Source organism: Mycobacterium sp. 23 (assembly GCF_048287075.1).
GTDB lineage: Bacteria > Actinomycetota > Actinomycetes > Mycobacteriales > Mycobacteriaceae > Mycobacterium > Mycobacterium gordonae_B.
Genome location: NZ_JBLVUX010000005.1, coordinates 3,387,589 through 3,413,283, shown reverse-complemented (window position 1 = coordinate 3,413,283; position 25,695 = coordinate 3,387,589). Strand labels below are relative to the sequence as shown.

The 25,695-nt window shown below is 67.5% G+C and carries 21 protein-coding genes; 10 read left to right on the top strand and 11 right to left on the bottom strand.

From position 1 onward, the window contains the following. Window position 1: 1 nt before the first annotated feature. Both ACNQS7_RS17090 and ACNQS7_RS17085 read left to right on the top strand, forming a co-directional pair. Window positions 2–424, top strand: coding sequence for a hypothetical protein (locus tag ACNQS7_RS17090; RefSeq protein ID WP_055578198.1), 423 nt, complete (start codon window positions 2–4; stop codon window positions 422–424). A 29-nt stretch (window positions 425–453) separates the two neighbouring features. Beyond that, a complete protein-coding gene (locus ACNQS7_RS17085) occupies window positions 454–3,615 on the top strand; it encodes an adenylate/guanylate cyclase domain-containing protein (RefSeq protein ID WP_418013451.1) in 3,162 nt (1,053 codons plus the stop codon). An 8-nt stretch (window positions 3,616–3,623) separates the two neighbouring features. On the opposite strand, the gene ACNQS7_RS17080 is transcribed toward ACNQS7_RS17085, so the two are convergent. After that, a complete protein-coding gene (locus ACNQS7_RS17080) occupies window positions 3,624–4,352 on the bottom strand; it encodes a DUF3060 domain-containing protein (protein ID WP_418013450.1) in 729 nt (242 codons plus the stop codon). A gap of 48 nt (window positions 4,353–4,400) precedes the next feature. Here ACNQS7_RS17080 and ACNQS7_RS17075 point away from each other — a divergent pair, with 48 nt between their 5' ends. Next, window positions 4,401–5,444, top strand: coding sequence for an NADP-dependent oxidoreductase (locus tag ACNQS7_RS17075; protein ID WP_418013449.1), 1,044 nt, complete (start codon window positions 4,401–4,403; stop codon window positions 5,442–5,444). Between the two features lie 69 nt (window positions 5,445–5,513). After that, entirely contained in the window at window positions 5,514–6,398 is an 885-nt protein-coding gene (locus ACNQS7_RS17070; protein WP_055578202.1) for a glycoside hydrolase family 16 protein, read from the top strand. 27 nt (window positions 6,399–6,425) lie between these two features. Here the strand turns inward: ACNQS7_RS17070 and ACNQS7_RS17065 are convergent, their stop codons facing one another. Next, window positions 6,426–6,656 carry a hypothetical protein gene (locus tag ACNQS7_RS17065; protein ID WP_055578203.1) on the bottom strand — a complete coding sequence of 77 codons (231 nt, stop codon included), beginning with the start codon at window positions 6,654–6,656 and terminating at the stop codon, window positions 6,426–6,428. Between the two features lie 95 nt (window positions 6,657–6,751). Between ACNQS7_RS17065 and ACNQS7_RS17060 the strand changes: the two genes are divergently transcribed. Both ACNQS7_RS17060 and ACNQS7_RS17055 read left to right on the top strand, forming a co-directional pair. Beyond that, a complete protein-coding gene (locus ACNQS7_RS17060; RefSeq protein WP_055578204.1) occupies window positions 6,752–7,066 on the top strand; it encodes a hypothetical protein in 315 nt (104 codons plus the stop codon). 34 nt (window positions 7,067–7,100) lie between these two features. Then, window positions 7,101–8,600, top strand: a complete 1,500-nt coding sequence (locus tag ACNQS7_RS17055) for a bifunctional phosphatase PAP2/diacylglycerol kinase family protein (protein WP_418013448.1) — start codon at window positions 7,101–7,103, stop codon at window positions 8,598–8,600. On the opposite strand, the gene ACNQS7_RS17050 is transcribed toward ACNQS7_RS17055, so the two are convergent. From ACNQS7_RS17050 to ACNQS7_RS17040, 3 genes are read right to left on the bottom strand one after another with little or no spacing between them, the layout of a single operon-like run. Continuing rightward, on the bottom strand, window positions 8,597–9,985 hold the full coding sequence (locus ACNQS7_RS17050) for a xylulokinase (protein ID WP_418013447.1): 1,389 nt from the start codon (window positions 9,983–9,985) through the stop codon (window positions 8,597–8,599). The two genes, ACNQS7_RS17055 and ACNQS7_RS17050, sit on opposite strands and share 4 nt — an antisense overlap. Then, window positions 9,982–11,376: a mannitol dehydrogenase family protein gene (locus tag ACNQS7_RS17045; protein ID WP_418013446.1), complete on the bottom strand. Its 1,395-nt coding sequence runs from the start codon at window positions 11,374–11,376 to the stop codon at window positions 9,982–9,984. The genes ACNQS7_RS17050 and ACNQS7_RS17045 overlap by 4 nt, the downstream gene beginning before the upstream one ends. Further along, window positions 11,373–12,206, bottom strand: coding sequence for an AraC family transcriptional regulator (locus ACNQS7_RS17040; RefSeq protein ID WP_418013445.1), 834 nt, complete (start codon window positions 12,204–12,206; stop codon window positions 11,373–11,375). Before ACNQS7_RS17040 ends, ACNQS7_RS17045 begins: the two co-directional genes overlap by 4 nt. Window positions 12,207–12,233: 27 nt before the next feature. On the opposite strand from ACNQS7_RS17040, the gene ACNQS7_RS17035 reads away from it, so the two are divergent. Continuing rightward, a complete protein-coding gene (locus tag ACNQS7_RS17035) occupies window positions 12,234–12,914 on the top strand; it encodes a class I SAM-dependent methyltransferase (protein ID WP_418013444.1) in 681 nt (226 codons plus the stop codon). 9 nt (window positions 12,915–12,923) lie between these two features. Next, window positions 12,924–14,012: a hypothetical protein gene (locus tag ACNQS7_RS17030; RefSeq protein WP_418013443.1), complete on the top strand. Its 1,089-nt coding sequence runs from the start codon at window positions 12,924–12,926 to the stop codon at window positions 14,010–14,012. Between the two features lie 12 nt (window positions 14,013–14,024). Here the strand turns inward: ACNQS7_RS17030 and ACNQS7_RS17025 are convergent, their stop codons facing one another. From ACNQS7_RS17025 to ACNQS7_RS17005, 5 genes are all read right to left on the bottom strand, one after another. Then, window positions 14,025–14,909: a cyclopropane mycolic acid synthase family methyltransferase gene (locus ACNQS7_RS17025; RefSeq protein WP_418013442.1), complete on the bottom strand. Its 885-nt coding sequence runs from the start codon at window positions 14,907–14,909 to the stop codon at window positions 14,025–14,027. 72 nt (window positions 14,910–14,981) lie between these two features. Next, complete coding sequence (locus ACNQS7_RS17020) at window positions 14,982–18,218, bottom strand: MMPL family transporter (RefSeq protein ID WP_418013441.1); 3,237 nt, start codon at window positions 18,216–18,218, stop codon at window positions 14,982–14,984. Between the two features lie 83 nt (window positions 18,219–18,301). Then, on the bottom strand, window positions 18,302–19,276 hold the full coding sequence (locus ACNQS7_RS17015; protein ID WP_418013440.1) for a TauD/TfdA family dioxygenase: 975 nt from the start codon (window positions 19,274–19,276) through the stop codon (window positions 18,302–18,304). A gap of 105 nt (window positions 19,277–19,381) precedes the next feature. Beyond that, a complete protein-coding gene (locus ACNQS7_RS17010; RefSeq protein ID WP_418016028.1) occupies window positions 19,382–19,678 on the bottom strand; it encodes a hypothetical protein in 297 nt (98 codons plus the stop codon). A 48-nt stretch (window positions 19,679–19,726) separates the two neighbouring features. Next, a complete protein-coding gene (locus ACNQS7_RS17005) occupies window positions 19,727–20,752 on the bottom strand; it encodes an AbrB family transcriptional regulator (protein WP_418013439.1) in 1,026 nt (341 codons plus the stop codon). 115 nt (window positions 20,753–20,867) lie between these two features. Between ACNQS7_RS17005 and ACNQS7_RS17000 the strand changes: the two genes are divergently transcribed. Beyond that, entirely contained in the window at window positions 20,868–21,065 is a 198-nt protein-coding gene (locus tag ACNQS7_RS17000; RefSeq protein ID WP_055578213.1) for a hypothetical protein, read from the top strand. 105 nt (window positions 21,066–21,170) lie between these two features. After that, window positions 21,171–23,780 carry a LuxR C-terminal-related transcriptional regulator gene (locus ACNQS7_RS16995; protein ID WP_418013438.1) on the top strand — a complete coding sequence of 870 codons (2,610 nt, stop codon included), beginning with the start codon at window positions 21,171–21,173 and terminating at the stop codon, window positions 23,778–23,780. Here ACNQS7_RS16995 and ACNQS7_RS16990 read toward each other — a convergent pair. Then, on the bottom strand, window positions 23,777–25,657 hold the full coding sequence (locus ACNQS7_RS16990) for a S9 family peptidase (protein ID WP_418013437.1): 1,881 nt from the start codon (window positions 25,655–25,657) through the stop codon (window positions 23,777–23,779). The genes ACNQS7_RS16995 and ACNQS7_RS16990 overlap by 4 nt on opposite strands. Window positions 25,658–25,695 lie beyond the last annotated feature (38 nt).

Sequence of the window (25,695 nt, the reverse complement as noted above, 5' to 3'; positions counted from 1 at the left end):
TATGAGCGATAAAGGTGGGTCGGGCGGCGGCTTCGGGTTCGATCCCGAGGACTTGGATCGGGTGATTCGGGAAGGCACCGAGGGGCTACGCGACGCGTTCGAGCGGATCGGCCGGTATGTCGGGTCCCCCGGCGGGCGCCCGGGCTGGTCGCTGCTGTTCGAAGATCTGTCCCGGCGCAGCCGCCCGGAACCCGAAACCGCCGGCGAGGCCGGTGACGGCGTGTGGGCCATCTACACCGTGGACGCCGACGGCGGCGCGCGGGTTGAACAGGTATACGCCAACGAGCTCGACGCCCTGCGCGCCAACAAGAACAACACGGACCCCAAGCGCAAGGTGCGCTTCCTGCCGTACGGCATCGCCGTCAGCGTGTTGGACGACCCGACTGATGGCCCGGCGAAAGACGCGATAGGCGATCCTGCCTAGGCCCGGCAGCGGCCTATGCTGGGCAGATTGTGGCCGCCACCCCATCCGTCTGCCATAACTGCGGTTCCGAGCCGCGCCAGGGCGCGCGGTTCTGCGATGCGTGCGGTGCGCCGCTGACGGTGGTCGTCCAGCCTGCCGAATACAAGCAGGTGACCGTTCTGTTCGCCGACGTGGTGCGGTCGATGGACATGGCGGCGGCGCTGGGGCCCGAGCGGTTGCGCGAGGTGATGACGGAGTTGGTCGATCGGTCGGCGGCGGTGGTGCAGCGGTACGCGGGCACCGTGGACAAATTCACCGGCGACGGCATCATGGCGCTGTTCGGCGCGCCAATCGCGTTGGAGGACCACGCTTTTCGGGCCTGCCTGGCGGCCATGGACATCCAGCAGGTGGCGCAGCGGTTGGCCGCCGAGGTGTCCCGCAGGGACAACATCGATCTGCGGGTGCGGGTCGGCCTGAACTCCGGGCAGGTGATCGCCGGCGAAGTCGGGGCCGCCCACCTCGGCTATACCGCGGTCGGCGAGCAGGTGGGGATGGCCCAGCGGATGGAATCCGTCGCACCACCGGGCGGAGTCATGCTCAGCGAGTCCACTGCCCGGCTGGTGGACGACCGGGTGGCCCTCGCGCCCGCGGAAACGGTGCGGATCAAAGGCTTCGAGACCGGCGTCCCGGCGCGGCGACTGTTGGGCGTCGGTGTCGAGGATCCCGGACGAACCCACAAGGTGCGGCACGAGTCCCGGCTGGTCGGGCGACACGTGGAGACTGCGGCCGCAGCGCACCTTCTGGACGAGGCGGGGCGCGGCCACGGAGCCATCGTCACGGTGTCGGGGCGGCCCGGTGTCGGGAAGACCAGGTTGGGTCGCGAGGTGGTGGCGACGGCCAGCGGGCGCGGATTCGAAGTCTTTGTCACCTACTGCGAATCCCACACCCGCGACATCCCGTTCCACGTGATCTCCCGGCTGCTACGCGCGGTCTTCGCTGTCGGTGCGCTACCGGCCGAGGCCGGCCGGGCGCGGGTCCGGGCCAGGATTCCTCGCGCCGGGGACCAGGATCTGCTGCTGCTCGACGACCTGCTGGGCATCCGGGACCCCGAGACCGTGCTGCCGGACATCACCCCCGAAGCCCGGCGTCGCCGGCTGGTGAAATTGATCGAGACCGTGGCGCTGACCCGGGCCGAGCCGGCCTTGTACGTCGTCGAGGATGCCCACTGGATCGACAGCGTCAGCGAAGCACTGCTCGCCGACTTCGCCGCGGCGGTACCGCGGATGCGCGCGGCGCTGCTGGTGATCTACCGGCCCGAGTATGACGGCGCGCTGTCCTCGATCACCGGTTCGCAGCATTTATCCCTGGTGCCCCTTGATGATTCGCACACCGCCGAACTGGTCGGCGCGCTGCTGGGTCCGGACCCCTCGGTGTTCCGGTTGGCCGCCGTGATCGCCGAGCGGGCGGCCGGTCTGCCGTTCGCCGCCGAAGAGATCGTGCGCGACCTGGCCGAGCGGGGTGTGCTGGAGGGGCTGCCGGGCAGTTATGTCTGTGTCCGTCCGCAAGCCGACATCCAGGTACCGGCCAGTGTTCAGGCGATCATCAGCGCCCGCATCGACCGCCTCACCGCAACGGCCAAACGCACACTGAATGCCGCGGCCGTCATCGGCCTCCGATTCGATCAGCAGCTGCTCGAATCACTGATGGATTCAACGGATTTGGCGGCGCTGATCGAGGCGGAGCTGATCGAGCAGATCGCTTTCACCCCGCACGCCAGGTACGCGTTCTGCCATCCGCTGATCCAGGCGGTGGCCTACGAATCGCAGTTGAAGTCCGGGCGGTCGGAGTTGCACCGGCGGGTGGCTGCCGTGCTGCAACGCACCCACGGCCGCTACACCGGCCAGGAGGCCGCCATCGTGGCCACGCAGTACGCGGCCGCCGGCGATCTGCGAGACGCCTTCGACTGGCACATGCAGGCGGCAACCTGGTACGGCACCCGCGACATCCGGGCGGCGCGCAAGAGCTGGGAATCGGCGCGGGACGTGGCCGACCGGTTGCCCGACGACGAACCCGACCGACTGGCCCTGCGGATCGCACCACGGGCAATGTTGTGCGGCAGCACTTTTCAGGTAGGAGGTACACCCTCGGACACCGGGTTCGACGAGCTGCGCGAACTCACCACCGCCGCCGGCGACAAGAGGTCGCTGGTGCTGGGGATGGCCGGACATCTGACCGCGCTGACTTTCAACTCCCGCAACTCCGAAGCCGCCGAGGTGGCCTCGGAGTTCACCACGCTGGTCGAGTCGATCGGCGATCCGGTACTGACTGTCGGGCTGTTCTACGCAGCGGCTCAGGCGAAGTGGGAAGCGGGCCAGGTGAGCGAGAGTCTGCGGTTGACCCAGCGCGTCATCGACATCGCCGACGGCGACGCCACCATGGGCGATTTCCTTCTCGCGTCGCCCCTGGCCTACGCGCTCGTCGTCAGGGGCGCGGCCGGGATGTTCGTCGGCCGCGGCGGCTGGCGCGACGACATCGAGGCGGGCATCGCACTGGCCCGCTCCGTCGACGCGGGCGCCGCGCCGTTCGCGCACCTGTACAAGTACCAGGCCGCGCTGCAGAACGGCGCCGTGCTGCCGACGGCGGCGGACGTGGCGCAGGCAGCCGAGGACCTGGAATTCGCCGAGCAGTCCGGCAACGACACAGCGTTGGCGTACGCGTTACTCAACAGCGCGACCACACTGATGCACACCGATCCAGGGGACAGGGCGACCGGACTGGATTGTCTGGCCAGGGCGCGGGCGTTGTTCGTGGCAGAAAAGCTCACCCTGTCGCTGCGGCGGATGGTCGACATCGAGTTCGCGCGTGAACAGGCCAGATCCGGCGATGTCGATGCCGCAATAGCTTTGGCGGCAACGGTTCTCGACGAACAGTTCGAGTGTGGTGAGGTGATCTTCCGCGGGCCGGCCAGCACGGTGCTGGTGGAGGCACTGTTGTCGCGAGGCTCGGCTGCCGACCTCGAGGCGGCCGAACGCGCCGTCGACCGCTTGGCGGCGGTGCCGACCGAGCCGGGACTCGTGCTGTTGGAGCTCCCGGTGCTGCGGTTGCGGGGCTTGCTTTCTAGGGCCCGCGGCGACGAATCCGGTTACCTGCGATGCACGCAGCGTTGCCTGGCTCTGGCGCAAGAGGCGGGCTACGAGGCTTACCTGGGCTGAAACGGCACTCAGCCCTGCTCCACCACGTTCCCGCTGCCGTTCTTGCTGATCTTCGGCGAACCGGAGTGATAGGTGACCTTGTTGTTGAGTCCGGAGGCCTCGATCGTGTCGACGTTGTCGACCGTGACGACGTTCTGCAGGCCGGAGACGTTCACCGTCGCGCAATGGCCGGTGAGTGTCACCGTGTTGGAGATGCCACTGATGTTGATGTCGTTGCCGTTGCAGGCGACGGTCTTGTTCTCGTTGATGCCCGAGATCGTGACCGGCTCGCCCGCCGGCGCGGTGGCCGACGGCGACGGACCGGTGCTGGGCGCGTGTGTCTTGCCGGTGGAGGGTGCGGTGCGGGTCGGCGACGTGCCGGGAGTCGCGATCGCCGAAGTGCTTTCGGTGGGGGACGGAACGACGAGGTCGCCGTGGGAGAACTGGCGCGCGGCATAAGCGGCGATGCCGCCCACCAGAACCAGCACGCCCAGGACGCCCACGGCGGCCAGGATCCAGAACCAGCGCATGCCCGACGACGACCGGGGCGTGGCGCCGGGATAAGGGCTGCTGTACCCGTAGCCGGGCGGAGTCGTGGTCGACGGCATGGGCGGAGGAACCGGCCCCGGTGGCGGCGGCGGGTAGTTGTAACCTCCGGCGGAGCCCAGGTCGGAGCCCGCCTCGGAGGCACGTGCCTGGTCGGCCAGGGGCTGCTCCAGTTCCCGGATCCGGGCTTCCGGGTCATCCTCTGGTTTCATGCCTGAGATGCTCCCATATCGGCAAGGACGCGGAATAGGCTCGGCGTCGTGCCCGCATTGCCGAATCGCCAGATCCTGTTGCGCCGCCGCCCCTCCGGTCTGGTGCAGCCCGAAGACACCGAGCTGATCACCCGCCCCGCCCCGGAACTCGCAGCGGGAGAGGCGCTGCTGCGCACCACCTACGTGGGCATCGACGCCGCCCTCCGCACCTGGCTCGACGACCAGCCCAGTTACCTGCCGCCGGTGCAGCTGGGGGAGGTGATCCGGGCCGCGGGAATCGGCGAGGTCGTCGAAACACGATGCGACGCTTACGCTGTCGGCGACATCGTCACCACGCTGACCGGGTTCCAGGAGTACGTGGTGATCCGCGACGACATCTTCAGCACACCCATCCCGGGTGAGAACGACCAGTTGGCGATCATGTCGGTGTACGGGCCGACGGGCGCCACCGCGTACTTCGGGATGACCGATATCGGCCGTCCGCAGCCCGGCGAAACGGTGGTGGTTTCCGCCGCGGCGGGTGCCACCGGATCGGTGGCCGGGCAGATCGCCAAGATCGCCGGCGCCCGGGTGGTGGGTATCGCCGGCGGTCCCGACAAATGCCGGGCGGTGGTCGAGGACTTCGGGTTCGACGCGTGCATCGACTACAAGAACGACGATTTGGCGGCCGCGCTCAAAGAGCACTGCCCGCGCCGCGTCGACGTCTACTTCGACAACGTCGGCGGACCCGTCCTCAACGCGGTACTGGGCCGGCTCGCGTCCAAGGCGCGCGTGGTGCTCTGCGGCGTCATCTCGAGTTACCTCACCGGCGAACACCCAGGACCGGCCAATTACGTCAATCTGCTGTCCAAGACCGCGTCCATGCAGGGATTCAACGCACTCGACCAGTGGGGCCGCTTCGACGAGGCGTTCGCCGACCTGCGCCAGTGGGAGTCCGAAGGGCGCCTGCGGCACCGGCAGACCATTTACGAGGGCATCGAACAGTGTGTCGACGCCCTCAACGGACTCTTCACCGGCGCCAACATCGGTAAGACACTCGTGAAGATCAGCGAGCCGGGTTCAGGCCACCGCGCGAAAAGCTTGCCGCACTGACCTGGAGCTACGTCGACACCGCCTCGCCAGAGTCCACGCGACCCCCGGCGGGCTGCTATCTTCCATGCCATGCCACAGATGGACCGTCGCCGCATGCTCATGATGGCGGGATTCAGCGCACTGGCGGCCGCGACGGCGGCCCCGACAGCAAATGCCAGCCCGTCTCGGCCGGCCGCACCCGCCGGGCCCGCACCGGTGCCGGCCGCCCCCGCGGCCGGGGCGACTGGTGGATTCATCTGGCACGACGAGTTCGACGGGCCGGCCGGTTCGGCGCCCGATCCGGGCAAGTGGGCGATTTCGAATTTCCGGACGCCGATCCGTAATCCGGTCGGGTTCGACCAGCCGCAGTTCTGGGGGCAGTACCGCGACAGCCGCCAGAACGTGTTCCTGGACGGCAATTCCAACCTGGTGTTGCGCGCCACACACGACGGCCACGGCGGTTACTTCGGTGGCCTGGTGCACGGTCTGTGGCGCGGCGGCGTGGGCACCACCTGGGAAGCCCGCATTAAATTCAACTGCCTGGCACCCGGTATGTGGCCGGCGTGGTGGCTGTCCAACGACGACCCTGGCCGCAGTGGCGAGATCGACTTGATCGAGTGGTACGGCAACGGCACGTGGCCGTCGGGTACCACGGTCCACGCCAACCCGGACGGCACCGCGTTCGAGACCAACCCGATCGGCGTGGACGGCGGCTGGCACAACTGGCGCGTCAAGTGGGACGTCACCGGCATGTACTTCTGGGTGGACTACGCCGATGGCATGGCGCCGTACTTCTCGGTCCCGGCCACCGGCATCGAGAACCTGGACGAGCCGTTCAAGGAGTGGCCGTTCAACGACCCCGACTACACCGTGTTCCCGGTCCTGAACCTGGCCGTCGGTGGCTCCGGCGGCGGTGACCCGGCCGCCGGCAGCTACCCGCAGGACATGCTCGTCGACTGGGTGCGCGTCTTCTGAGACTGCGGAGCCTGCCCTGATTCGACCTTAATTCGACAGGTGCAGGTACCAGAGCCCGTCGTCGCCCTGGCGGCAGTCCCAGTGCGTGTAGGCCGCGTCGTTGTGGGTGATCTCCACGTGCGGGCCGTCGGCCTGGCACGCCGCCAACGTCGCGTAGCTGCCCTCCACCTGCACTTCGTCGGCGTTGGCCACCGCTACCGCGGTGGTGAATAACGCAGCGCCTGCCGTCAGAATCCCGGCAGCGAACATGGTCTTCATCTCCGAGCCCCCTTCTGAAACCGTTGGCACTTGGATTGCCAGATTGCGCTTCAGCGAAACTATGAGCACCTTCCGTTCGAACGTATGATCGATCGATGGGGCGGCTCGCGTCGATCGGCTACAACGGGCAACCGCTCCGCGGGCCCTTTCGGCCGGTGCGTCCGCCCGTCCCGGTGCTGGTGGACCTGACCGTGCTCTTCCCGCGTGAGCCGCACCGCTCGGGCCGCTATCACCCGAACGGCCTGCAGTTGCACAAGGTCGTCGAGGGCACACTGAGTTGCTGGGGCCTCTGCGAACAGGGCGACTGGTGGGGGCTGGTGACCTACCCGGTGGAATTCGGGGCCCGGCACAAGGCGGTGACGCACTGGGTGCCGGCCTGGACCCTGCGCCGAAAGGGTGAGCGGCCGTGAGGTTCTGCGTCTGCCCACCGTTAGGGTGGACCGAATGAACCGACGGCCCGTGCGACCGCTGCGCAGTGTCAAGCAGATCACCCGGGGTTTGGGCGCTCTCGATCGCGAACTGTTCGAGGCGGTCGCCGAGAGTCCGACTCCGCTGCTCGACAAAGCGATGCCGCCGTTGACCCGGGCTGCCGACCATTCCAAGCTGTGGTTCGCCATCGGGGCGATCCTGCTCGCCTCGGGGAAGAACTCCGCACAGCGCGGCGCCACCCGCGGCCTGGTATCGCTGGGAGTGACCAGCCTGGTGACCAATCAGGTTGCCAAGCGTGTCCGGCGGCGTCCGCGTCCGCTCTACGATTCGGTGCCGCTGGTGCGGCGCGTCCGGCGCCACCCCACCTCCAACTCGCTGCCCTCCGGGCACTCAGCCAGCGCCGCCGCGTTCGCCGTCGGGGTGGGCCTGGAGAATCCGACGATCGGCTTCGGGCTGGCGCTGCTGGCCGGTCTCGTCGGGTTGTCCCGCGTCGCAGTCGGTGCGCACTACCCCGGGGATGTCGTCATCGGTTTCGGCATCGGCTCGGGCATCGCGGTCCTGGGCAGTCGCCTGGTCCCGCCGATCGTCGAGACCGCGCTGCCGAAAACCGAACCTCTCCGGGTCGAGACGCCCGAACGGCCCGATGGCTCGGGGGTGGTGCTGGTGATTAACCCGGCTTCGGGCAGCGGCACCGGCGCCCGCGTCGTCGACGAGGTTCGTGCCGCGTTGCCCGAGGCCGAAATCGTCGAACTGGATTCCTCCGACGACCCGCGCGAGGTGCTGCGCGGCGCAGCTGAGCGTGCCGAGGTGCTGGGGGTCGGCGGCGGCGACGGCACCGTGTCCGCGGCGGCCGCCGTCGCCCTGGAGGCCGGCCTGCCGCTGGCGGTTTTTCCAGCCGGCACGTTCAACCATTTCGCCAAAGACATCGGCTGCGACTCGGTGGCGCGGACCGTCGACGCGATCCGGCGGGGCAGCGTTGCATACGTGGACCTGGTGCGGCTCAACGAGAGTCAGATCGTGGTGAACACCGCCAGCATCGGCGCATACCCGGCGTTCGTGCGCCGGCGGGAGAAGTTGGAGAAAAAGATCGGTAAGCCCCTGGCGGGCATGTACGCCATGCTGCGCACGCTGCGCACCGAACGGCCGGTCCGGATCAGCTACGACAACAAGACGCTACAGACGTCGCTGTTCTTCGTGGGAAATTCGCTATACCTACCAACAGGATTCGCGCCCTCGCGGCGCACGCGGATGGACGACGGCCTGATCGATGTGCGGATTCTGGAGACCGGCCGACGGCTGGCGCGCACCAGAATTCTGGCCGCCCTGGCGCTGGGCCGTCTGCAGCGCAGCCCGTTGTACCACGAAATGCAGGTGCCCCAATTCAGTTTCGCGGCGGTGGACGGCCCGACGTTGATCGCGCACGACGGTGAGATCGGCGAGAAATACGACAAGGCGAGCTTCGCCGCGCAATACCGGGCCCTTCCGGTGTTTCGCCCCCTTCCTCGTCGGGTTTAATTCCCCTCGGTCAGTTCGCGAACATCGCAGTAGTGTTGCAGCACTGTAGGTTCGGAGGCGGTCATGAATTCCCGGGTCGTCGGCGGCATCCAGCCGGGCGGGTCAGGCGACCCGCTGCAGGCCCACGCCGCCTGCCGCGCCGCCCCCAGTGCGACGTATTCCGCGGGGTCAGGAACCAGTACGGGCATGCCGAACACGGTCGGCGCTATCTCGCACACCGCCCGCGACTGCGCGCCGCCGCCGATCAGCAGAATGCGGCGGACACGGACGCCGTGGGTGGCGAGCTGCGCGAGGCCCTCGGCCAGTGCGCAGAGCATGCCCTCCACCGCCGCCCTGGCCAGGTTTGCCGGCGTCGAATTCGAGACCCGGAGCCCGTGCAACGCGCCGGTGGCGTTGGGCCGGTTGGGTGTTCGTTCACCTTCCAGGTAGGGGACGAGTACCAGGCCCCCACTGCCCGGTGGCGCCGACAGTGCGAGTCCGGACAGCTCGTTGTGGTCAACCCGCAGCATCGTCGCCGCCGCGTCAAGCACCCGCGCGGCGTTCAGCGTGCACACCAACGGCAGGTAGCGGCCGGTGCCGTCGGCGAAGCCGGCGACAAATCCCTGGTCGTCGCGGACCGGATCGGCGGCCACGCAACACACCACGCCCGAGGTTCCGATCGAGACGATCACGTCGCCCTCGCCGACGCCCAGGCCGAGTGCCGCCGCAGCATTGTCGCCCAGGCCCGCCCCGAATAGCATTGAGCCACTGATTGCTTCGGAGGGACCGAGAACGCGTGGCAGGTCCGGACTGCGCCCGCGCAGGGCCAGTTCGAGAAGGTCGGCGCGGTACCGGTTCGACCCGGCGTCGAAGTAACCGGTGCCACTGGCGTCGCTGCGGTCGGTGGTCAGTGCCGCGATATCGGATTCGCCCCGGAGCCGCCAGGTCACCCAGTCGTGCGGCAGGCACACCGACGCCGTGCGGTCGGCATGGTGGGGCTCTTGGTCGGCGAGCCAGCGCAGTTTCGCGACGGTGACCGCTGCCAGTGGGACCAGCCCGACGGCCTGCGCCCACGCCTGCGGTCCGCCCAGGTCGTCGACCAGGTCGCGCGCCGCGCCGGCCGAGCGCACGTCGTTCCACAGCAGCGCGGGGCGCACGACCGCACCGGCGGAGTCGAGGCACACCATGCCGTGCTGCTGCGCGCCAACCGATACCGCTGCCACATCGTCGAACCCGCCCGCCGTGGCGATCGCCTGCCGGGCGGCCGATTCCCATGCTGCGGGGTCGATTTCGGTGCCGTCGGGGTGTGGGGCGCGGCCGCGCCGGATCACCGCACCGGTGCCGGCGTCGCAGATCAGCACCTTGCAGGACTGGGTCGAGCAGTCGATACCGGCGACCAGGGTCACGGTCGCAGCAGCTTCTCGACGGTCGCGCGGGCGCCGTCGCGGTGCAGCGAATCCAGCGCCCACAGATAGGGCTCCACGAAACGGGGCTCCTCGATCAGGTTGCCGAAGATGGACCGGTTGGCCAGGAACGCCGACGCGTCGGCGCGCTGTGACCGGGCGATCGGAATCAGGGTGTCAGCCCGCGGATCCACCACCTCGATGGGACGGCCTTCCTCGTCCACCCCCTCGGCGTAGCGGGCCCAACTGGCGACGATGGCTGCGGACAGGCGTACCGAGCCACCGGAGCGCAGGTTGTCGCGAACCACCGGCAGCAGCCACTTCGGAATCCGGTCCGACGATTCTGCGCAGAGCCGCTCCACCGTGTCGCGGACGTGGGCATTGGCGAAACGCGGCAGCAACCCATCCTTGAACTCCCGCAGTCCGGGCACCGGTGTGAGTGTCGGCATCGCCTCAAAATCCATGTAGCAGCAGAGTAATTCGGCGATCAGCGGGTCTTGCGCGGCGTCGTGCACCAGGCGGTAACCGGCTAGATACGCGAAATAGCACAAGCCCTGATGGCTGGCATTGAGCAGGCGGAGCTTCATCGCCTCGTACGGCGACACGTCATCGGCAAAGGTGACACCCGCGCGGTCCAACGGTGGTCGCCCGTCGGCGAAGTCGTCCTCGAGTGCCCACATCGCGAACGGTTCGGTGATCACCGGCCAGGCGTCGTGCACGCCGAATTCAGTTGTCAAGCTTTCGATCACGTCGGGGGTGGTGACCGGCGTGATCCGGTCGACCATCGAGTTCGGAAATCTGGTGTTCTCGTCCATCCACTGCGCCAGTGCGGGATTGGACTTTTGCGCGTAGGAGGTGAAAGCTTGCCGCGCGATATGGCCGTTCCCGACGATGTTGTCGCAAGACACGATTGTCGGCGATTTCACACCTCGTAGCCGGCGCCGGTCCAGCGCCTCGGTGACCAGCGCGAAGACGGCGCTCAGTGGTTCGTTGTAGCCGCCCTCGGTGATGGTCAGGGTGATGATGCGCACGGCAGGATCGGCCAGGAGCTCGATGACTGCCTCGGGATCGTCTGGTGCATAACGGAAGTCGACGATCGAACCGATGACCCGCGGTTCCCGGGTGCCGTCGGGGTGGGCCAGGGTCAGGGTATAGAGATGGTCCTGATCGCGCAGCGCGTCGCGCATTCGCCGGTCGCGGGGCAGCACGCCGACCCCGCAGATTCCCCACTTGCGGGCCATGCCCTGGCTGAGCAGCCGGTCGACGTACATGGCCTGATGGGCGCGGTGAAAGCCGCCGACGCCGAAATGGACGATGCCGACCTTGATCCGGGTGCGATCGTAGGTGGGTGTCGGTATCCGCAGCGTGTGCAGGTTTCGGGCGTTGAGCTTCATGCCGGTAACTCGTTGCCGTGCCGGCGGTAGGCGGACGGGGGCCGGCCCCAAGCACTTCGGAAGGCCCGGGTGAACGAGCTGGCGCTGTCGAACCCCACCCTGGTGGCGACCTGGAGCACGCTCAGTTGCGAGTCGGCGAGCAGCGCCGCCGCCCGCATCAGGCGGGCTTGTTGTGTGTAGTCGCGCCACGTCATCTGCAACTCGCGATGACATAACCTCCGCAACGACCGGGGCGACATGCCCGCGGCGGCGGCAGCTTCGTCAATGGTGATACCGGCCAACGTATTGCGGGTGTGTTTGAGCGCCGCGGCGAGCTGAGGATGAGTGGTCGTCGGCAGGCTGAAGGGGCTCTGCGATCCCAGCAGCTCGGCCAGCAACTCGGCGAAGCAGTGGAAATACGCCTCCGCCACCGCGTCCGGCGAATCCCGGTCGATAGGCCACCGACAGGCGTAGATGATCATCTGCCGGATCAACGGCGAGACCATCACGATCCCGGCGCCCGGACGGGCCGGTTGCAGGTGGATCGGATGCAGGAATATCGACACTGACCTCACTCGGGTGTCGATCGTGCTGATGTGTCCCAGCCCGGCCGGGATCCAGGCGGCCTGCCGCTCGGACAGTACGTACGCACCGGCATCCGTCTCCACTTCCAGAACGCCCTGCACGACGTACTCCAGCTGGTGCAAGTCGTGGGCGTGGCGCGCCGTGGTTACCCGCTGGCCTTCGTAGACAAACGCGCCCGCCGTACAGGCGCCACCCTGCCGCATGTCGATCAGCGCAGGCGTGTCCGCGCCGGACAAGACTGTGGCCGTTTGTGCAGAGAGTGTCATGGCTCTCCGATGGTACGACTGAGTGTCATGTCAGCGCAGTCGTTTACGCCCGCCGCGGGTGACCCGAAGTACACGAAGTACTACGACACGGTCATCGCGCTGTTGACCCGCGAAGACCGATGGCGTTCGGCCGCCATTGCGCAGCTGGGTCTGAAGCCCGACGATGTCGTCGTCGATGTCGGCTGTGGCACAGCATCATTGGCGATAATGATGAAGCAGTGGCAGCCGGGCGCCCGGGTCGTAGGCGTGGACCCTGACCCGCAGGTGCTGGCGATAGCGCGCGACAAGGTGCGCCGGGCCGGGGTCGAGGTCGAGTTCGTGCAGTCCATGGGGGACCGGGCCGTCGAGCTGATCGGGCCCGGGATCGCCGACAAAGTGGTGTCGAGCCTGGTATTGCATCAGTGCCCGGTGCCGATGAAGAAGGCCATCATCGGCAACATGTTCGCGCTGCTGCGGCCGGGCGGGCAGCTCCTTATCGCCGACTTCGGTGCGCAGCGGGACGCCCTGATGCGGCTGGGTTTCCGAATCGTCCAGTTTGCCGACGGCAAGCAGGACACCCAGCCCAACGCGGACGGAATACTGCCGGGATTGATCGAACAGGCCGGCTTCGCGAATGTCGCCGAAGTATCGGTGATCAGAACCGTTTCCGGTTCCATCTCTTTATACGTGGCAACGCGACCGGTTCCGGGTGGCCCGACGACCGGTTAATGTCGGACGATGTACTTTGTGCGGCCGGCAAAGGCGCTGGCGATCCTGTGTTCGGTGCTCACCCTGGTCGCCGGTTGCCACTCGAAACCGGCGACGTCGAGTTCGGACGCACCACCCGGGTCTCGTTCGCCCGGTTCGTCCCGTGCTACTGGCCCGGTGCCGGCCGGAGCCCTCTTCACCACCGCCGTGCCGTGGAACATCGACGTTTCGGGCGCCGCCAAGGCAGTCCGCTCGGATGCGATCATTCAGGCGCTGAGTGCTGCGGGCGGTTGGGGGACCGGAGCCCTACAGGCCGACTTCTCCATCCCGATCTTCTTCGCCGACGGCAACTCGCGAAAGACGAAGGTGGTCGGCATCGAGGACTATTGCGGCGGCGGACCGGACTGCGACTCAGTTCCCGCGCAGATGCCGTTGCCGGCCAAGGCATACCTCGAGGGTTCGTCGAACCTTAAGTGTGACACCACCGGCGCCACCGAGGGGCAGGAAGACTGTCACCTGCTCGTCGTCGACCGCGACCAACGCAAACTCTACGAGATCTATCACGGCAGCCAGTCCGGTGAAGACATCACGGCGCAGGCCTTCTTCGTCTGGGATCTCGCGAAGGCATACCCCGAGACATTGCGTGGTGATCAGTGCACCAGCGCCGACGCGGCCGGTTTCCCCATTGCCGCAATGTTGCCGACTGCCGATGAAGTGGCTTCTGGCGCAATCAATCACGCGATTCGCTTCATCCTCCCGAACGACCGGATGAAGGAAGGCGTCTACGTGCGTCCGGCCACCCATGCGGGAGGTCCGGCCAGCGCTGATCCCAATGCTCCGCCCTACGGCGTGCGATTCCGGCTGCGAGCAGACTTCGACGACTCGCACTTCTCCAAGTCCGAACGGGTGGTCATCGCCGCTCTGAAGAAGTACGGAATGCTGCTCGCAGACGGCGGTCAGGTGCCGCTCACCTTCGCCGACGACCGGGCCAGCACCAAGAAGTGGTCCGAATTGGGCATCAGCGCGCAGTCATTCAACGACATCGGCGTCGATCAGTTCGAAGTCGTCGATCTGGGTGAGGAGATCAAGCTCACCTACGATTGCGTCCGCAACAAGTGAGCGTGAGCTGCCTCAGGCCTTGGCGAGGGTGAACTGCGCGACGTCCGTGTAGCCCTCGCGGAAAAGGTCGGCACAGCCGGTCAGGTACTTCATGTAGCGGTCGTAAACCTCTTGCGACTGAACGGCGATCGCCTTGTCGCGGTTGGCTTCCAGCGCGGTCGCCCAGGTGTCGAGGGTGCGCGCATAGTGCGGGCGTAGCTGCTGAATCCGGTTGAGCGAGAAGCCGGCGTGTTCCGCGTGCTCCTTGACGGCCTTGGCGGGAGGAAGGTCTCCGCCGGGAAAGATCTCATCCATGATGAACTTCATGAACCGCAGCTTGGTCATGGTGATGGGCAGCCCGCGCTCGGCGAATTCTTCCTCGCTGGGCTGAATGATGGTGTGCAGCAACATCACCCCGTCAGCGGGAAGAGCCTCATAGGCCATTTTGAAGAAGTCGGGGTAGCGGTCCCGCCCGAAGTGCTCGAATGCGCCGATGGAGACAATCCGGTCCACCTTCTGATCGAATTGTTCCCAGCCCTGCAGCAATACCCGCTTGCTTCGCGGGCTGGGGTGCTCGTCGAGCCGTCGTTGGGTATGCGCCTGCTGATTGCGGCTCAACGTCAGGCCGATGACGTTCACGTCGTACCGCTCGAGCGCCCGAATGATCGTGGTGCCCCAGCCGCACCCGATGTCGAGCAGTGTCATGCCGGGCTCTAGTCCGAGCTTGCCGAGGGAAAGATCCACCTTGGCGATCTGCGCCTCTTCGAGGGACATGTCTTCGCGTTCGAAGTACGCGCAACTGTAGGTCCGGGTCGGATCCAGGAAGATCTTGAAGAACTCGTCGGACAGGTCGTAATGCGCTTGGACGTCCTCGAAGTGAGGCTGCAAAGTTTCGGATTGATTCTGGTTTTCAGGCATAACGGCAACTTTCGACTCGACTCCTGTCGAGCGTAGCGTCGCGTGATCCAAGCCCGATTGACCTAAGCCATGCTAGCCCGTCGGGAACACCGGTTCGGACGCGTGGCCGGTAAGCGGCTCCCGCGACACGAAGTGTTGCCTGGTGACACGCGGTCCACGCGGGGCCAGCGGGGTGGTTCCCGCCTGTAGCCGAAGGATCCGTCCGCCGATCTGGATGTAGCTGCCGGGCTGCCATGTAACCGGCTCCCAGGGGACGATCGGGGTCCAACCCTGCTGGGCCGGCTCGCGCAGGAAGACGCCGTTGGTCGAGCCGCGGTCGACGACGACCACCTCGCCGTTGACGATGCGGACCTCGACGTGGGCCCGGGACAGCAGACCGGCCGGGTCCTCCAGAGTCACCGGACGGAGTCCGCGCTGCGCGGCATCCGACCCGTGCGGGTCGCGGCCGACGACGCAGCCGCGGTCGATCTCGAAGTGGGAGCCGTCTTCAAGGACCACCCACCGCCCGGGCTGCGGCGAGGCGACCGCCGGCACGCGCCGGCCGGCGGTTTGGGTTGAACGCAGGACGGCGCCGTCGCCGGGCACGATGCCGCCGGTGATCCGGTAGACGCCGTTCGCCGGGATGCCGGCGCGTGACCGCTGTCCCAGCTCCTCGACGGCGACCACCGCGGCCACCGCCGGCATCGGCACCGAGTAGTGCACCAGGCGGCCGCGGCCGTGCAGCAACGTCCGGTCGTCGCCGTCATCGAGCGCGACGGTGACACTGCCGCACAGCAGGATTTCCAGGCCGGCCGAGGTGGGCGTAACGATGCCGACGTCGACCAGCGTGTGCGTCCAGGGCTGACGGGACAGCTTGGCGAAGGCGCTGACCAGCTTCTGCGGGTCGGTCCGCCGCACCATTTCGGCCAGGGCCGCCAGCTGTTGCGCGGCGACAGAGTGCTCGGTCAGCGCCGTCCGCTCGCGGTGGGCGACCACGATGACGGTGCCGTTGACGTTGGCCACCAGGTGTGCACCGGGGATGACCTCGACCTCAGTCGACGGCAGGGTCGACGGGGAAATCGACGGTCCGGCCTCGACGTATTCTTCGGCCGCCTGCACCGCTGCCGCCACGGCGAGGTCTTCGGCCGGCGCCGGGGAGTCGACGGCTTCCGGCGTCTGCGCCGGCTCAGGGGTGTGCTCCGGGGTCTCGCTGATCCCGATGCGCGAGTGCAACCAGCGCAACGGCTTGGGCGCCCACCAGTTGAGGTCGCCGGCGACCCGCAGGAACGCCGGGACGACGACGCCGCGGATGATCGTCGCGTCGATCACGACAGCGAGCGCCGTGCCGATGCCGAACATCTTCATGAACGACAACCCATTGGCGAACGAGATCAACGTGATCGTCAGCAGCAGCGCGGCGCTGGTCACGATCCGTCCCACCCGCCCCAGCCCGATGACGGTGGACGCGTCATTCGACAGGCCGGAGTCGCGGGCCTCCTTGATTCGGCTGAGCAGGAAGATCTCGTAGTCGACGGAGAGGCTGAACGCGATGGCGCAGAGCAGGACGACCATCGACGGGTTCAGCGGCGCGGGGGTGAATCCCAGCAGCCCGGAAAGGTGGCCCTGCTGGAAGATCCAGACCAGGACACCCAGCACCGCGCTGAGCACCAGCAGGTTCAGCAGCAGCGCCTTGACCGGCACCACGACGCTGCCGGTGAACAGGAACAACAGGATGAATGTCGCCACCGCGATCAGGGCGATGGCCAGCGGGAGCCGGTCGGCGATCGCGGCGCGGCTGTCGATCAGCGTGGCGGTCGGCCCGCCCACCTCGACCTGGTGGCCGGTGATCTTCGCGCGGATGTCGCGGACCAGGTGCTGGGCCTGGTCGGAGTCCGCCTGCACCGACAGGTAGACGAAGGCGTAGCCGGCCCCGGACGCGGCGGGCGTCGGACCGACCGGCTGGCCATGCTCGTAGCGGCCGATGGTGCCGTTGACCAGGACGGCACCGTCCATGCGGGAGACCTCGGCGGCGAGATTGGCGAGCACGCCGGCGTCGTTGCGGGTGACCAGGGTGATCGCTTGGGACGGGTCGAGGGAGAAGTCGTGCTGCAACGACTCGGCCACCAGGCGCGCGCTGGAGTCCGTAGGCAGCGCGCGCTCGTCGGGCGTGGCGTACTGGGCGTGCAGGAACGGGACCCCCAGTGCGAGCAACGCCGCTACGACGGGCACCGCGTACAGCAGCGGTCGGCGGGTGACGACTTCGGCGAAGCGCCGCCAGAACAGAGAGTCCGCCGACAGCGGCACCTTGCGCCGGATCACCGCCAGCGAGTCGACGCGCTTGCCCAGCAGAGCCAGCAGCGCGGGCAGCACCACGATCGCGCTGAACGCCGACAGCAGCACGGTGGCGGTGGCGGCGAGACCGACCGAGCGCAGGAAGTAGGTCGGGAAGACCAGCAGGCTGGTCATCGCCAGGGTGACCGTCGCCGCGCTGAACAGGATCGTGCGGCCCGCGGTGGTGACGGTCGCGATGATCGCCTGGTGGTGGCCCCGGCCGTTGGCGCATTCCTCCCGGAACCGGGACACCATCAGCAGCCCGAAGTCGATCGACAGCCCCAGCCCGAACGCGGTCGTGACGGTCAGGGCATGCACGGACACATCGGTGATGGTCGTCATCAGCAGCAACACCGACAGGGTGGAGACGATCGAGACGACCCCGACCACCACCGGCAGCGCCGCGGCGATGAGCCCGCCGAACACCACGACCAGCACCGCGAGCGAGATGGGCACTGCGATGCTCTCGCTCATCTTGAGGTCGTGCTTGACCTTGTCGCGGATCTCTTGCTGCACACCCAGGGAGCCGCCCGCCCGCACGGCGACGTTCGGGTCGGTAGGCAAGCTCGCGACGATCCGTTTGGCCGTCTCGGCAGCCTCGTCCGCGGTGCCGCCGACGTGGACGAGGATGAGGCCGGAGCGGCCGTCCTTGCTGCGCAGATCACCGGCGCCCTCATCGCCGAAGGCCCGGGTGACCTTGGCCTTCGGTTCGGCCGCGATCAGTCGAAGCACCCGGTCCCGCACCGGGGCGACATCGGCTGCGTCGACGGTGCCCTCGCGGGGCAGCAGCTGGATGACCAGGTTGGACGTGGTCCCGAAATGCTGGTCCAGGAACTCTTCGGCCTGCGACGACTCCGCCGCCGGGTCGGTGTTTCCGCCCGTGCCCAGCTTGTCGGACACCGAGCCGCCGAGTACGACACTGATGCCGAGAAGCACCAGGACCGCCGCCAGCACCGCCTTGGGGCGCCGCACGGTGAAGCTGGCCAACTGCCTCAACATTTCTCGCCTTTCCCCTGAACTCCCCTAACCGACGGCAGAAGTCTGTCGCGACGGCCTTGGGGCTTTCTAAAGGTTTGCTGCGTTCAGTTGCGGGGTTCGCCGGCCAGCCACAGGCGCACCAGGCAGCGTCGTTGCGCCGCCTCCGGTGCGTCGACGAAGCTGCGGCGGTTGTGCAGGGTGGCGTGGTTGTCGGCGAAGAAGACGTCGCCCGGGTCGAGGGTGAACTCGACGTGGTTGGCGGGGTCGTTCAGGGCCCGGTCCAGAGCGTCCAGAGCCTGGCGCTGCCGGTCGCTCAGCGGCTGACCGCTGCGGTAGTGGCCCAGCTCGATGTGCAGCCGGTTGTACCGGATGCGGACACCTTCCGGGGTGTCGGTGAAGATCGAGCCGTACGTGAACGGGTCCTCGCCCGGCTGGGTCTCGTGCGAGCGGTCGAAGCAGAACCGCCCGTAGAGTTCCTCCACGAGTTCGGGCTGTGCCGCCAGCACCGCGTTGTAGGCGGTGTGGCCACTGACCATGACCGACTCCCCGCCGGACACGGCCTTGCGCAGGCACAGCAGGCCGAGCACGTCGGGCCGGCTGCCGGCGTAGGCGCAGGCCGAGTCGGTGTGAAAGATCAACTCGGAGTTGGTTTTCGAGCCGCGGGCCTCCGCGACGGTCTGACCGGTGTCCTGCACCAGGTAAACCCGGTCGCCCTGGCGGTTCTGCGGCTGCGGCCCACCCAGGTACGTCCCGAGGCCCCAGTAGAGCATCGAGGCTTCCTCATCCGTCCAATCCTGCAGCGGCAGGCCGCGCAGCACGCAGAAGCCGGGACCCAGGCGCAGGCAGTGCCGGATGCCGCGGGCGATCTCGACCAGCTCCGGCTCCTGGAAGTCCGATGCCACGATCGTGTCCAGGCGCCGGCCCAGGCGGCGCAGCCGGTCGCGGATGCGCAGGCACGCCGCGGCGTGCTGCGGCTCGACGGCGATCATGTAGTCCCAGGCGTCCAGGCTGGCGTGGTCCCAGACCGTCGGTGCGGCGATTGACCGGCGCTGGCTTACCCGCTGCTGTGTGTTCTTCATCGTGAGCATCTCTTCATCTCCTCTCGTCCGGCTGAGATGCGTTTCTATGAGTTTGGCGAGAGGTACTTGAGAAATTCTTGGAGCTTGTAGGGCGGCTGTCAGCGGTTATATCAGCCAGTTCGGCTGGGCCAGGTGGGCGTAGCGCTTCATCTCGGCAGGGCTGGAATAGACGTGTTGACCCGCGGTGTGCAGATCCCGGAAGCACCGCTGATTGGGATGGCTCGCGTGTACCGCGCCGGCGCCGGTCAGTGAGAACGCCGTATCGACGGCTCCGCGTGCCGCGCGCATGGCCTGTTGCGCGGCGAGTGCAGCGGCCTCGTCGGGGACAAACGCCCGCGCGGAACGGAGATCGCCTTCCGCCCCGGCGGACGTGACCTGTGCGTCGGGGGGGGGGTTGGTCAGCGCCCCGCTACGGCGAGTTCATCACCGGGGCGCTCACCGATGCCCTGCTCAGGCGGTGACGGGAACCAGCTCCGGGCGCATCTGCACCGCCGGAGCGCTCTGCGGGGTGAACCGGATGAACAGCTTCGCCACGAACGGTGCGGCGACCAGCATCAGCACCACTCGGATGACCTGGGACGCCATCACAAACGTCACGTTCGAACCCGAGCCTGCAGCGGTGCCCAGCACCGCGTAAACGCCGCCCGGGCTGGTGGCCAGGTACCCGTCGAGCATGCTGAGTCCGGCCGAGTGTGCCAAGACCACGCCCAGCCCGGCCGCGACCACGTTCAGGACCATGATCAAAGCGAACGCGCCGGGCAGGATCCGGCGAATAGCCCGCAGTGACTCGCGGTCCAGCGTCAGTACCGTCTGCAGCACGATCAGCACGATTCCGGCCTGGAACACCAGCATCGGAACGGCGAGGCCCTTCGCAAGTCCGGCGAACTCCAGTCCCATGGTGATCGCCATCGGCCCGATCAACCCGCCGCCGGGCAGCCGCAGCCGGCGTCCGGCCACCGCGCCGACCAGCACGATGGCTGCGAGCAACGGAAGTGTGAAATACCAAGGCAGCAAGGTTTTTTCGCTCACCTGCTCGGCGTGGGAGGGAGTGCTGTGATAGAAGGCGGTGGCGACGATGGGCATGGCGGCCGTGATCATGGCAACGCGCAGGTACTGGACGGCCGCGACGACGCGATCATCACCGCCGAGTTCGCGCGCGATGGCGACCAGTCCGGCCGAGCCGCCGGCGACCAGTGCGAGGCCACCGGTCAGCGGCGTGATGTCGCGGTGCAGGCCGAGTAGCGCACCGCCCGCCACGCTCAGGACGAGGGTGCTGACGGCCACCGCTATGACGATCGGCCAGTGCGAGCCCAGGGCGGCGAAGGAGATGTCGCGCACCATCAGCCCGGTGTAAACGCCGAGCACGCCTTGGGCGGCCAGACCGATTCCCGGCACGGTCTTGGGCGCATACCGCGCCATCGACCAGGCGAAGGCCCCGCAGACAACGGCGACGATGAGAAGGTCAATCGGGTTCATGGTGTGAAGGGTTCAGCAACCGCCTTGGCGGATTCTTGAAGCGCAGAACGGCGGCGATGGGATTAGGTACCGGACTACTCAGTCGGGGCCGTCGTCACCGGGGCACGCTGGGCCGATGGCCGAGGAACTCACCGAGCGTGAGCACGCGCTGCGCAGGTTGCCGTTGCCGTACTCGCTGGCGCTGCGGTTGCGTGACGCGGGCGTCGCGGACGAGGTGATCTGCGAATACGTCGGCGTCGAGAACGACTTCCTCGACGGTTTCTATCGGGTCGCCGAAGCGAAACTTGCCGCACTCCGGCTTCGCGCGCTGTGACAAACCGTCTCAGCCGAAGAAAACGCAACGTGCGTCGACTCAGACAGGCCCCCGGCAGAACGCGGTTCGACTGCGAGGCTGTGCCGACTCTCCTACGCTAACCGGGTGCGTCTGACATGGCCGCTGGTCGGCCGGGCACAGGAGATCGCGGTCGTCCAGGCCGCGATATCTGATCCGCGCACGCCGGGGGTGCTCATCTGTGGTGCACCCGGCGTCGGGAAGAGTCGGCTGGCGGGTGACGCACTCACGGGGCTTGCCGGGTGCGTCACCCGTCGGGCTGTTGCCAGCGCGTCTGCCCGATCGATTCCTCTGGGGGCATTTGCCGCCTGGGTGCGACTGCCGGGGCCGGGCGACGGCCAGCTGGTTCACCTCGTCCGCGACGTGATCGAGTCACTCACGGCGACAACGGGACAAACCGCGGTCGTCATCGCCGTCGACGACGCACACCTGCTCGATGACCTGTCGGTGTTCGTGCTGCATCAGATCGTGCAGCGCCGGTCGGCGAAAGTGGTGCTGACGGTCCGCAGCGGTGAGCCGCTCTCCGCCGCCCTGCAGGAAGTGTGGAGCGACGGGTTCGAGCGGCTGGACCTGCAGCCGCTGTCTGCCGGCGAGACAGCGACGCTGTTATCGGAGACATTGGATGGTCCGGTGGATCCTGATGTCTCACAACGGCTTTGGAAACTGACCCGGGGGAATGTGCTCTACCTGCGCAACATCGTCGAGCAGGAGCGGGCCGATGGCCGATTGGTGCAACGCCACGGCTATTGGCGGTGGACCGGCGATCCCGTGGTGCCGCCCAGTCTGGCCGAGTTGATCGAGTCGCGGATGGGGACACTGCCCGCCGCGGTGGGCGATGTGGTGGACACCCTGGCGGTGGGAGAGCCGCTCGAACTGCAGTCCCTGGCGCGACTGGTGGACCCGGGCGCCATCGAGGAGGCCGACGTGCGGGGATTGATTGCGATCGGGCCGGTCGACGGCAAAGTGGAAGTCCGGCTTGCCCATCCGCTCTATGGCGAGCTGCGCCGGTCGCGAGCCGCGGCTACCCGGTTGCGCCGACTGCGCGGCCGGGTGGTCACCGAGTTGGCCGCGTGTGAGGATCGCGACGAGGTGCGAACGGTGGTGCGGCGCGCCGTGCTGACTGTGGATTCCGACCTGGTGCCGGACGGGGAACTACTCCTCCGAGCCGCGGAAGGTGCGATGTTCCTGGCCGATGCTCCGCTGGCGGACCGCTTGGCGGCAGCGGCGATTCGCGCCGGATGCGGCGTGCCGGCCTACAACATCCGCTCGTTCGCGCTGGCCTGGCAGGGCCGCGGTGCGGAGGCCGATGCCGCGGTGGCTGCGACACCCACCGAAGGTCTCTCGGAAGAGGATCGGCTGTACCTGCTTGGTCACCGAGGCTTCAACAGGCTGTGGGGGCTGGCCGATCCCGACGGCGCCAGGGAGCTGTTCGAGGAAGCCGCCGAATTGGCGACGGCTGCCACGCGTGGCTGGAGTGATGCCTACCTGACCGTCTACTGGGCATCGATGGCGCAGCCCGCCAAGGCGATAGCTCTGGGCGAAAACGTCGACCTGGAGTGCCTGCCCGGGATCATCAGTTCGGCCGCGGCTTGGGCGCTGGTTGTCGCACACGGCGATGCGGGGAACGGCACCGAGGCGGACCGGGTGGCCGAAGTCGGTTACGCCTGCGTGCAGCGGACGTCCACCGCTGCCCACATGAGGCTGATCCTCGCCGACCGGCACCTCGGCGCGCTGCTGCTCGCTGGTCGCTTGTCGAGCGCCAGTGCCCTTGCTCAGCAGGCGCGCGAGCAGACCGTCGACGTTCCCGGCGTCGCCCAGCTCCTGGGCGCCGCGATCATGGGCCGGGCCGCCGCCGGATCGGGACGTCTGGATGAGGCCCGGCGCCACTTACAGGCTGTCGTCGAGCTTTTCAGCGGCGATTCCAATGGTTTTCGGTACCGCTACCTGATCCCGCTCGCTACGACACTGGCCATGTGCGGCCTTGTCAACGAGGCGGACGCGGCGCTGCGGGCACTCGAGGCGGAACGCCATCGAAGTTGGGGATTCGTGAACTACGAGCGCGATCTGGCACGCGCGTGGGTGACCGCCTGCCGGGGTGCGCTCAGTGAAGCGATCAAGATCGCGCTTCAAGCGGCCGAAACCTGCCGTGAAAATCGTCAATTCGCCGCCGAGGTGCTGTGTTTGCAGACTGCCACGCAATTCGGCGCCGGCTCGTCGGCGGCACGGCTGGGCGAACTCGTGGGCTTGGTGCGGGGCCCGCGGGTCGGCGTGGCCGCCCGGTTCGCCGCCGCGCTGGCGTCCGGCGACGGAGCCGAGTTGATAGCTGTATCAGCCGCTTTCGAGGCGATCGGTGACCTCGTTGCCGCACTCGACGCGGCGGCGCACGCAGCGATTGCGTTCCGCAACAAAGACTTACGAGGATCGGCGTTGAGCTGCTCGACGCGTGCCGATGCGCTGGCCGAGCGGTGCGGCGGCGCGGTAACTCCGGTGCTTCGTCAAGCCAGCGTGCCCGTGCCGTTCACGTCGCGGGAACGGGAGATCGTGATGTTGCTCGGAGAGGGTCTGCCCAGCCGCGCGGTTGCCGAGCGCCTGACACTGTCGGTGCGCACGGTTGAAGGTCACATCTACCGGGCGATGACCAAAACCGGTGTCTCAAGCCGCGAAGAGCTCGCAGCGTTGTTGAAACCGCGAGCCTAGTCCCGTCCGCCCAGATGTTGTTCGAGGAACCGGTCCACGGCGTCGAACAAGTCAATGACGTTCTCAGGGTTGAGGAAACCGTGCCCCTCGTCTTCCTTGACCAGGTACTCCACGTCGACCCCGCGGGCGCGCAGCGCCTCCACCAGATTGTCGGACTCGGCCTGGACTACGCGAACGTCATTGGCGCCCTGCGCAACCAGCAACGGCGTCTGAATCCGTTCCACCTTGGTGATCGGTGAGCGCTCGAGCATGTCCGCCTCCTGCGCGGGATCTTCCGGGTCGCCGACGAACAGGTGCCAGTTGTTGGCGAGGTGGGGCCGTGCGATCGCCGGTAGTGTGCGCATGAAGTTGGCCAGGCTGGAGATCCCGACGTAGTCGATGGCCGCCGCGAAGACCTCCGGGGTGAAGGTGACGCCGACCAGTGCGGCGTAGCCGCCGTAGGAACCGCCGAAGATCGCGACCCGCGCCGGGTCCGCGTAACCCATCTCGACTGCCCAGTTCACCGCGTCGATCAGGTCGTCGTGCATTTTGCCCGCGAACTCCCCGACCGCGGCCTTGACGAATGCCTTCCCGAACCCCGTTGACCCGCGGAAGTTGACTTGCAGCACCGCATACCCGCGGTTGGCGAGGAACTGCGCCTCCGGGTCGAACCTCCACCAATCCCTGGCCCACGGTCCGCCGTGGACGAGCAGCACCATCGGCAGGTCCCTCGGTTCCAGTCCGACGGGCAGCGTCAGATACGAAGGCAGATCCAGTCCGTCGCGGGACGGGATCGTCACGGGCGTCATCGGCGCCAACTGCTCGGGATCCAGATGTGGGAAAGGCCGGAACAGCAGCCTGCTTCGGCCGGTGGAGTGGTCATAGAGGTAGGTGAGTCCGGCGTCCCGGTCGTGGTTGAAGCTGACGATCCATCGCTGACCGCTGTCGTCGGAGGACAGTGCTCCGATATCGCCGTCGGACAGCTTCTCCAAGCTCGCCAGTACCTCTGCGAACAGTGGGTCGAGCGGCCTGATGACCTGACGCGCACCCAGATAGCGTGCCCCGAGCAGCTCACCCGTGCGCCTGTGTTGGATCAGTGGCTGTGGCACGAGCGGCATGACCAGGCCCCTGGCGTCCAGGTCGAAGCTGGGGTGGCTGTCCACGGCCGTCTCCGTGCCGTTGACCACGTCAAGCCGGACCAGTCGGGTGCGGTCGGTGCCCTCGTTGGAGCCTATCCAGATTCCCGTTCCGTCAGGGGTGACGACCATCGGGAAAACACCCAGAGTGTAGTCGGCGCCGTCATAGGTGGCGATCGGCCGCAGCGACGCCGATCCGGCGTCCCATCGGTGGATTTCAACGTCGCCGGCGGCGGTCAGTGCCACGGCGAACAGATCGCCGTCACGGCTGCTGAGCCATCCTGCGACCTGCCCCGGATTCTCGGCGCGCATGGTGAGTTCGCCTGTGGCGATGTCTAATTGGTAGGCATCCAGCAACGCGGCGTTGCGCTTGTTGAGGTACACGATGGCCTTGCCGGACAGTCCGCCCGGGATCTCGAAGATCGCCTTGGTGCCTTCGAAGGGTGTCAGGTCAACGGCGGAGGCCTCCGGATCCTCCAGGTCGACCCGGAAGATGTGCCAATTCTCGTCGCCGCCACTGTCCTGCAGGTACAGCAGCCACCGGGGGTCGTCGGTCCATTCGTAGCTCAACACCGAACGGGTGTCGTCCGCGGTGACGCAGCGCGCCGGCTCGCTTTCGTCCAGCGGTTGGACCCACACGTTCAGGCGGTTACGCCACAGGGCGAGATACGCCATCCGCGTTCCGTCGGGCGATATGGTCGCTCCGGCGCGGACGGGTGGGCGGAAGAAGTCCTCGACAGAGATCGGTTCGGGCAGTGCCATGCGGCGACTCCTTTGGTCGTTGCGTCGTGAATTCTGTT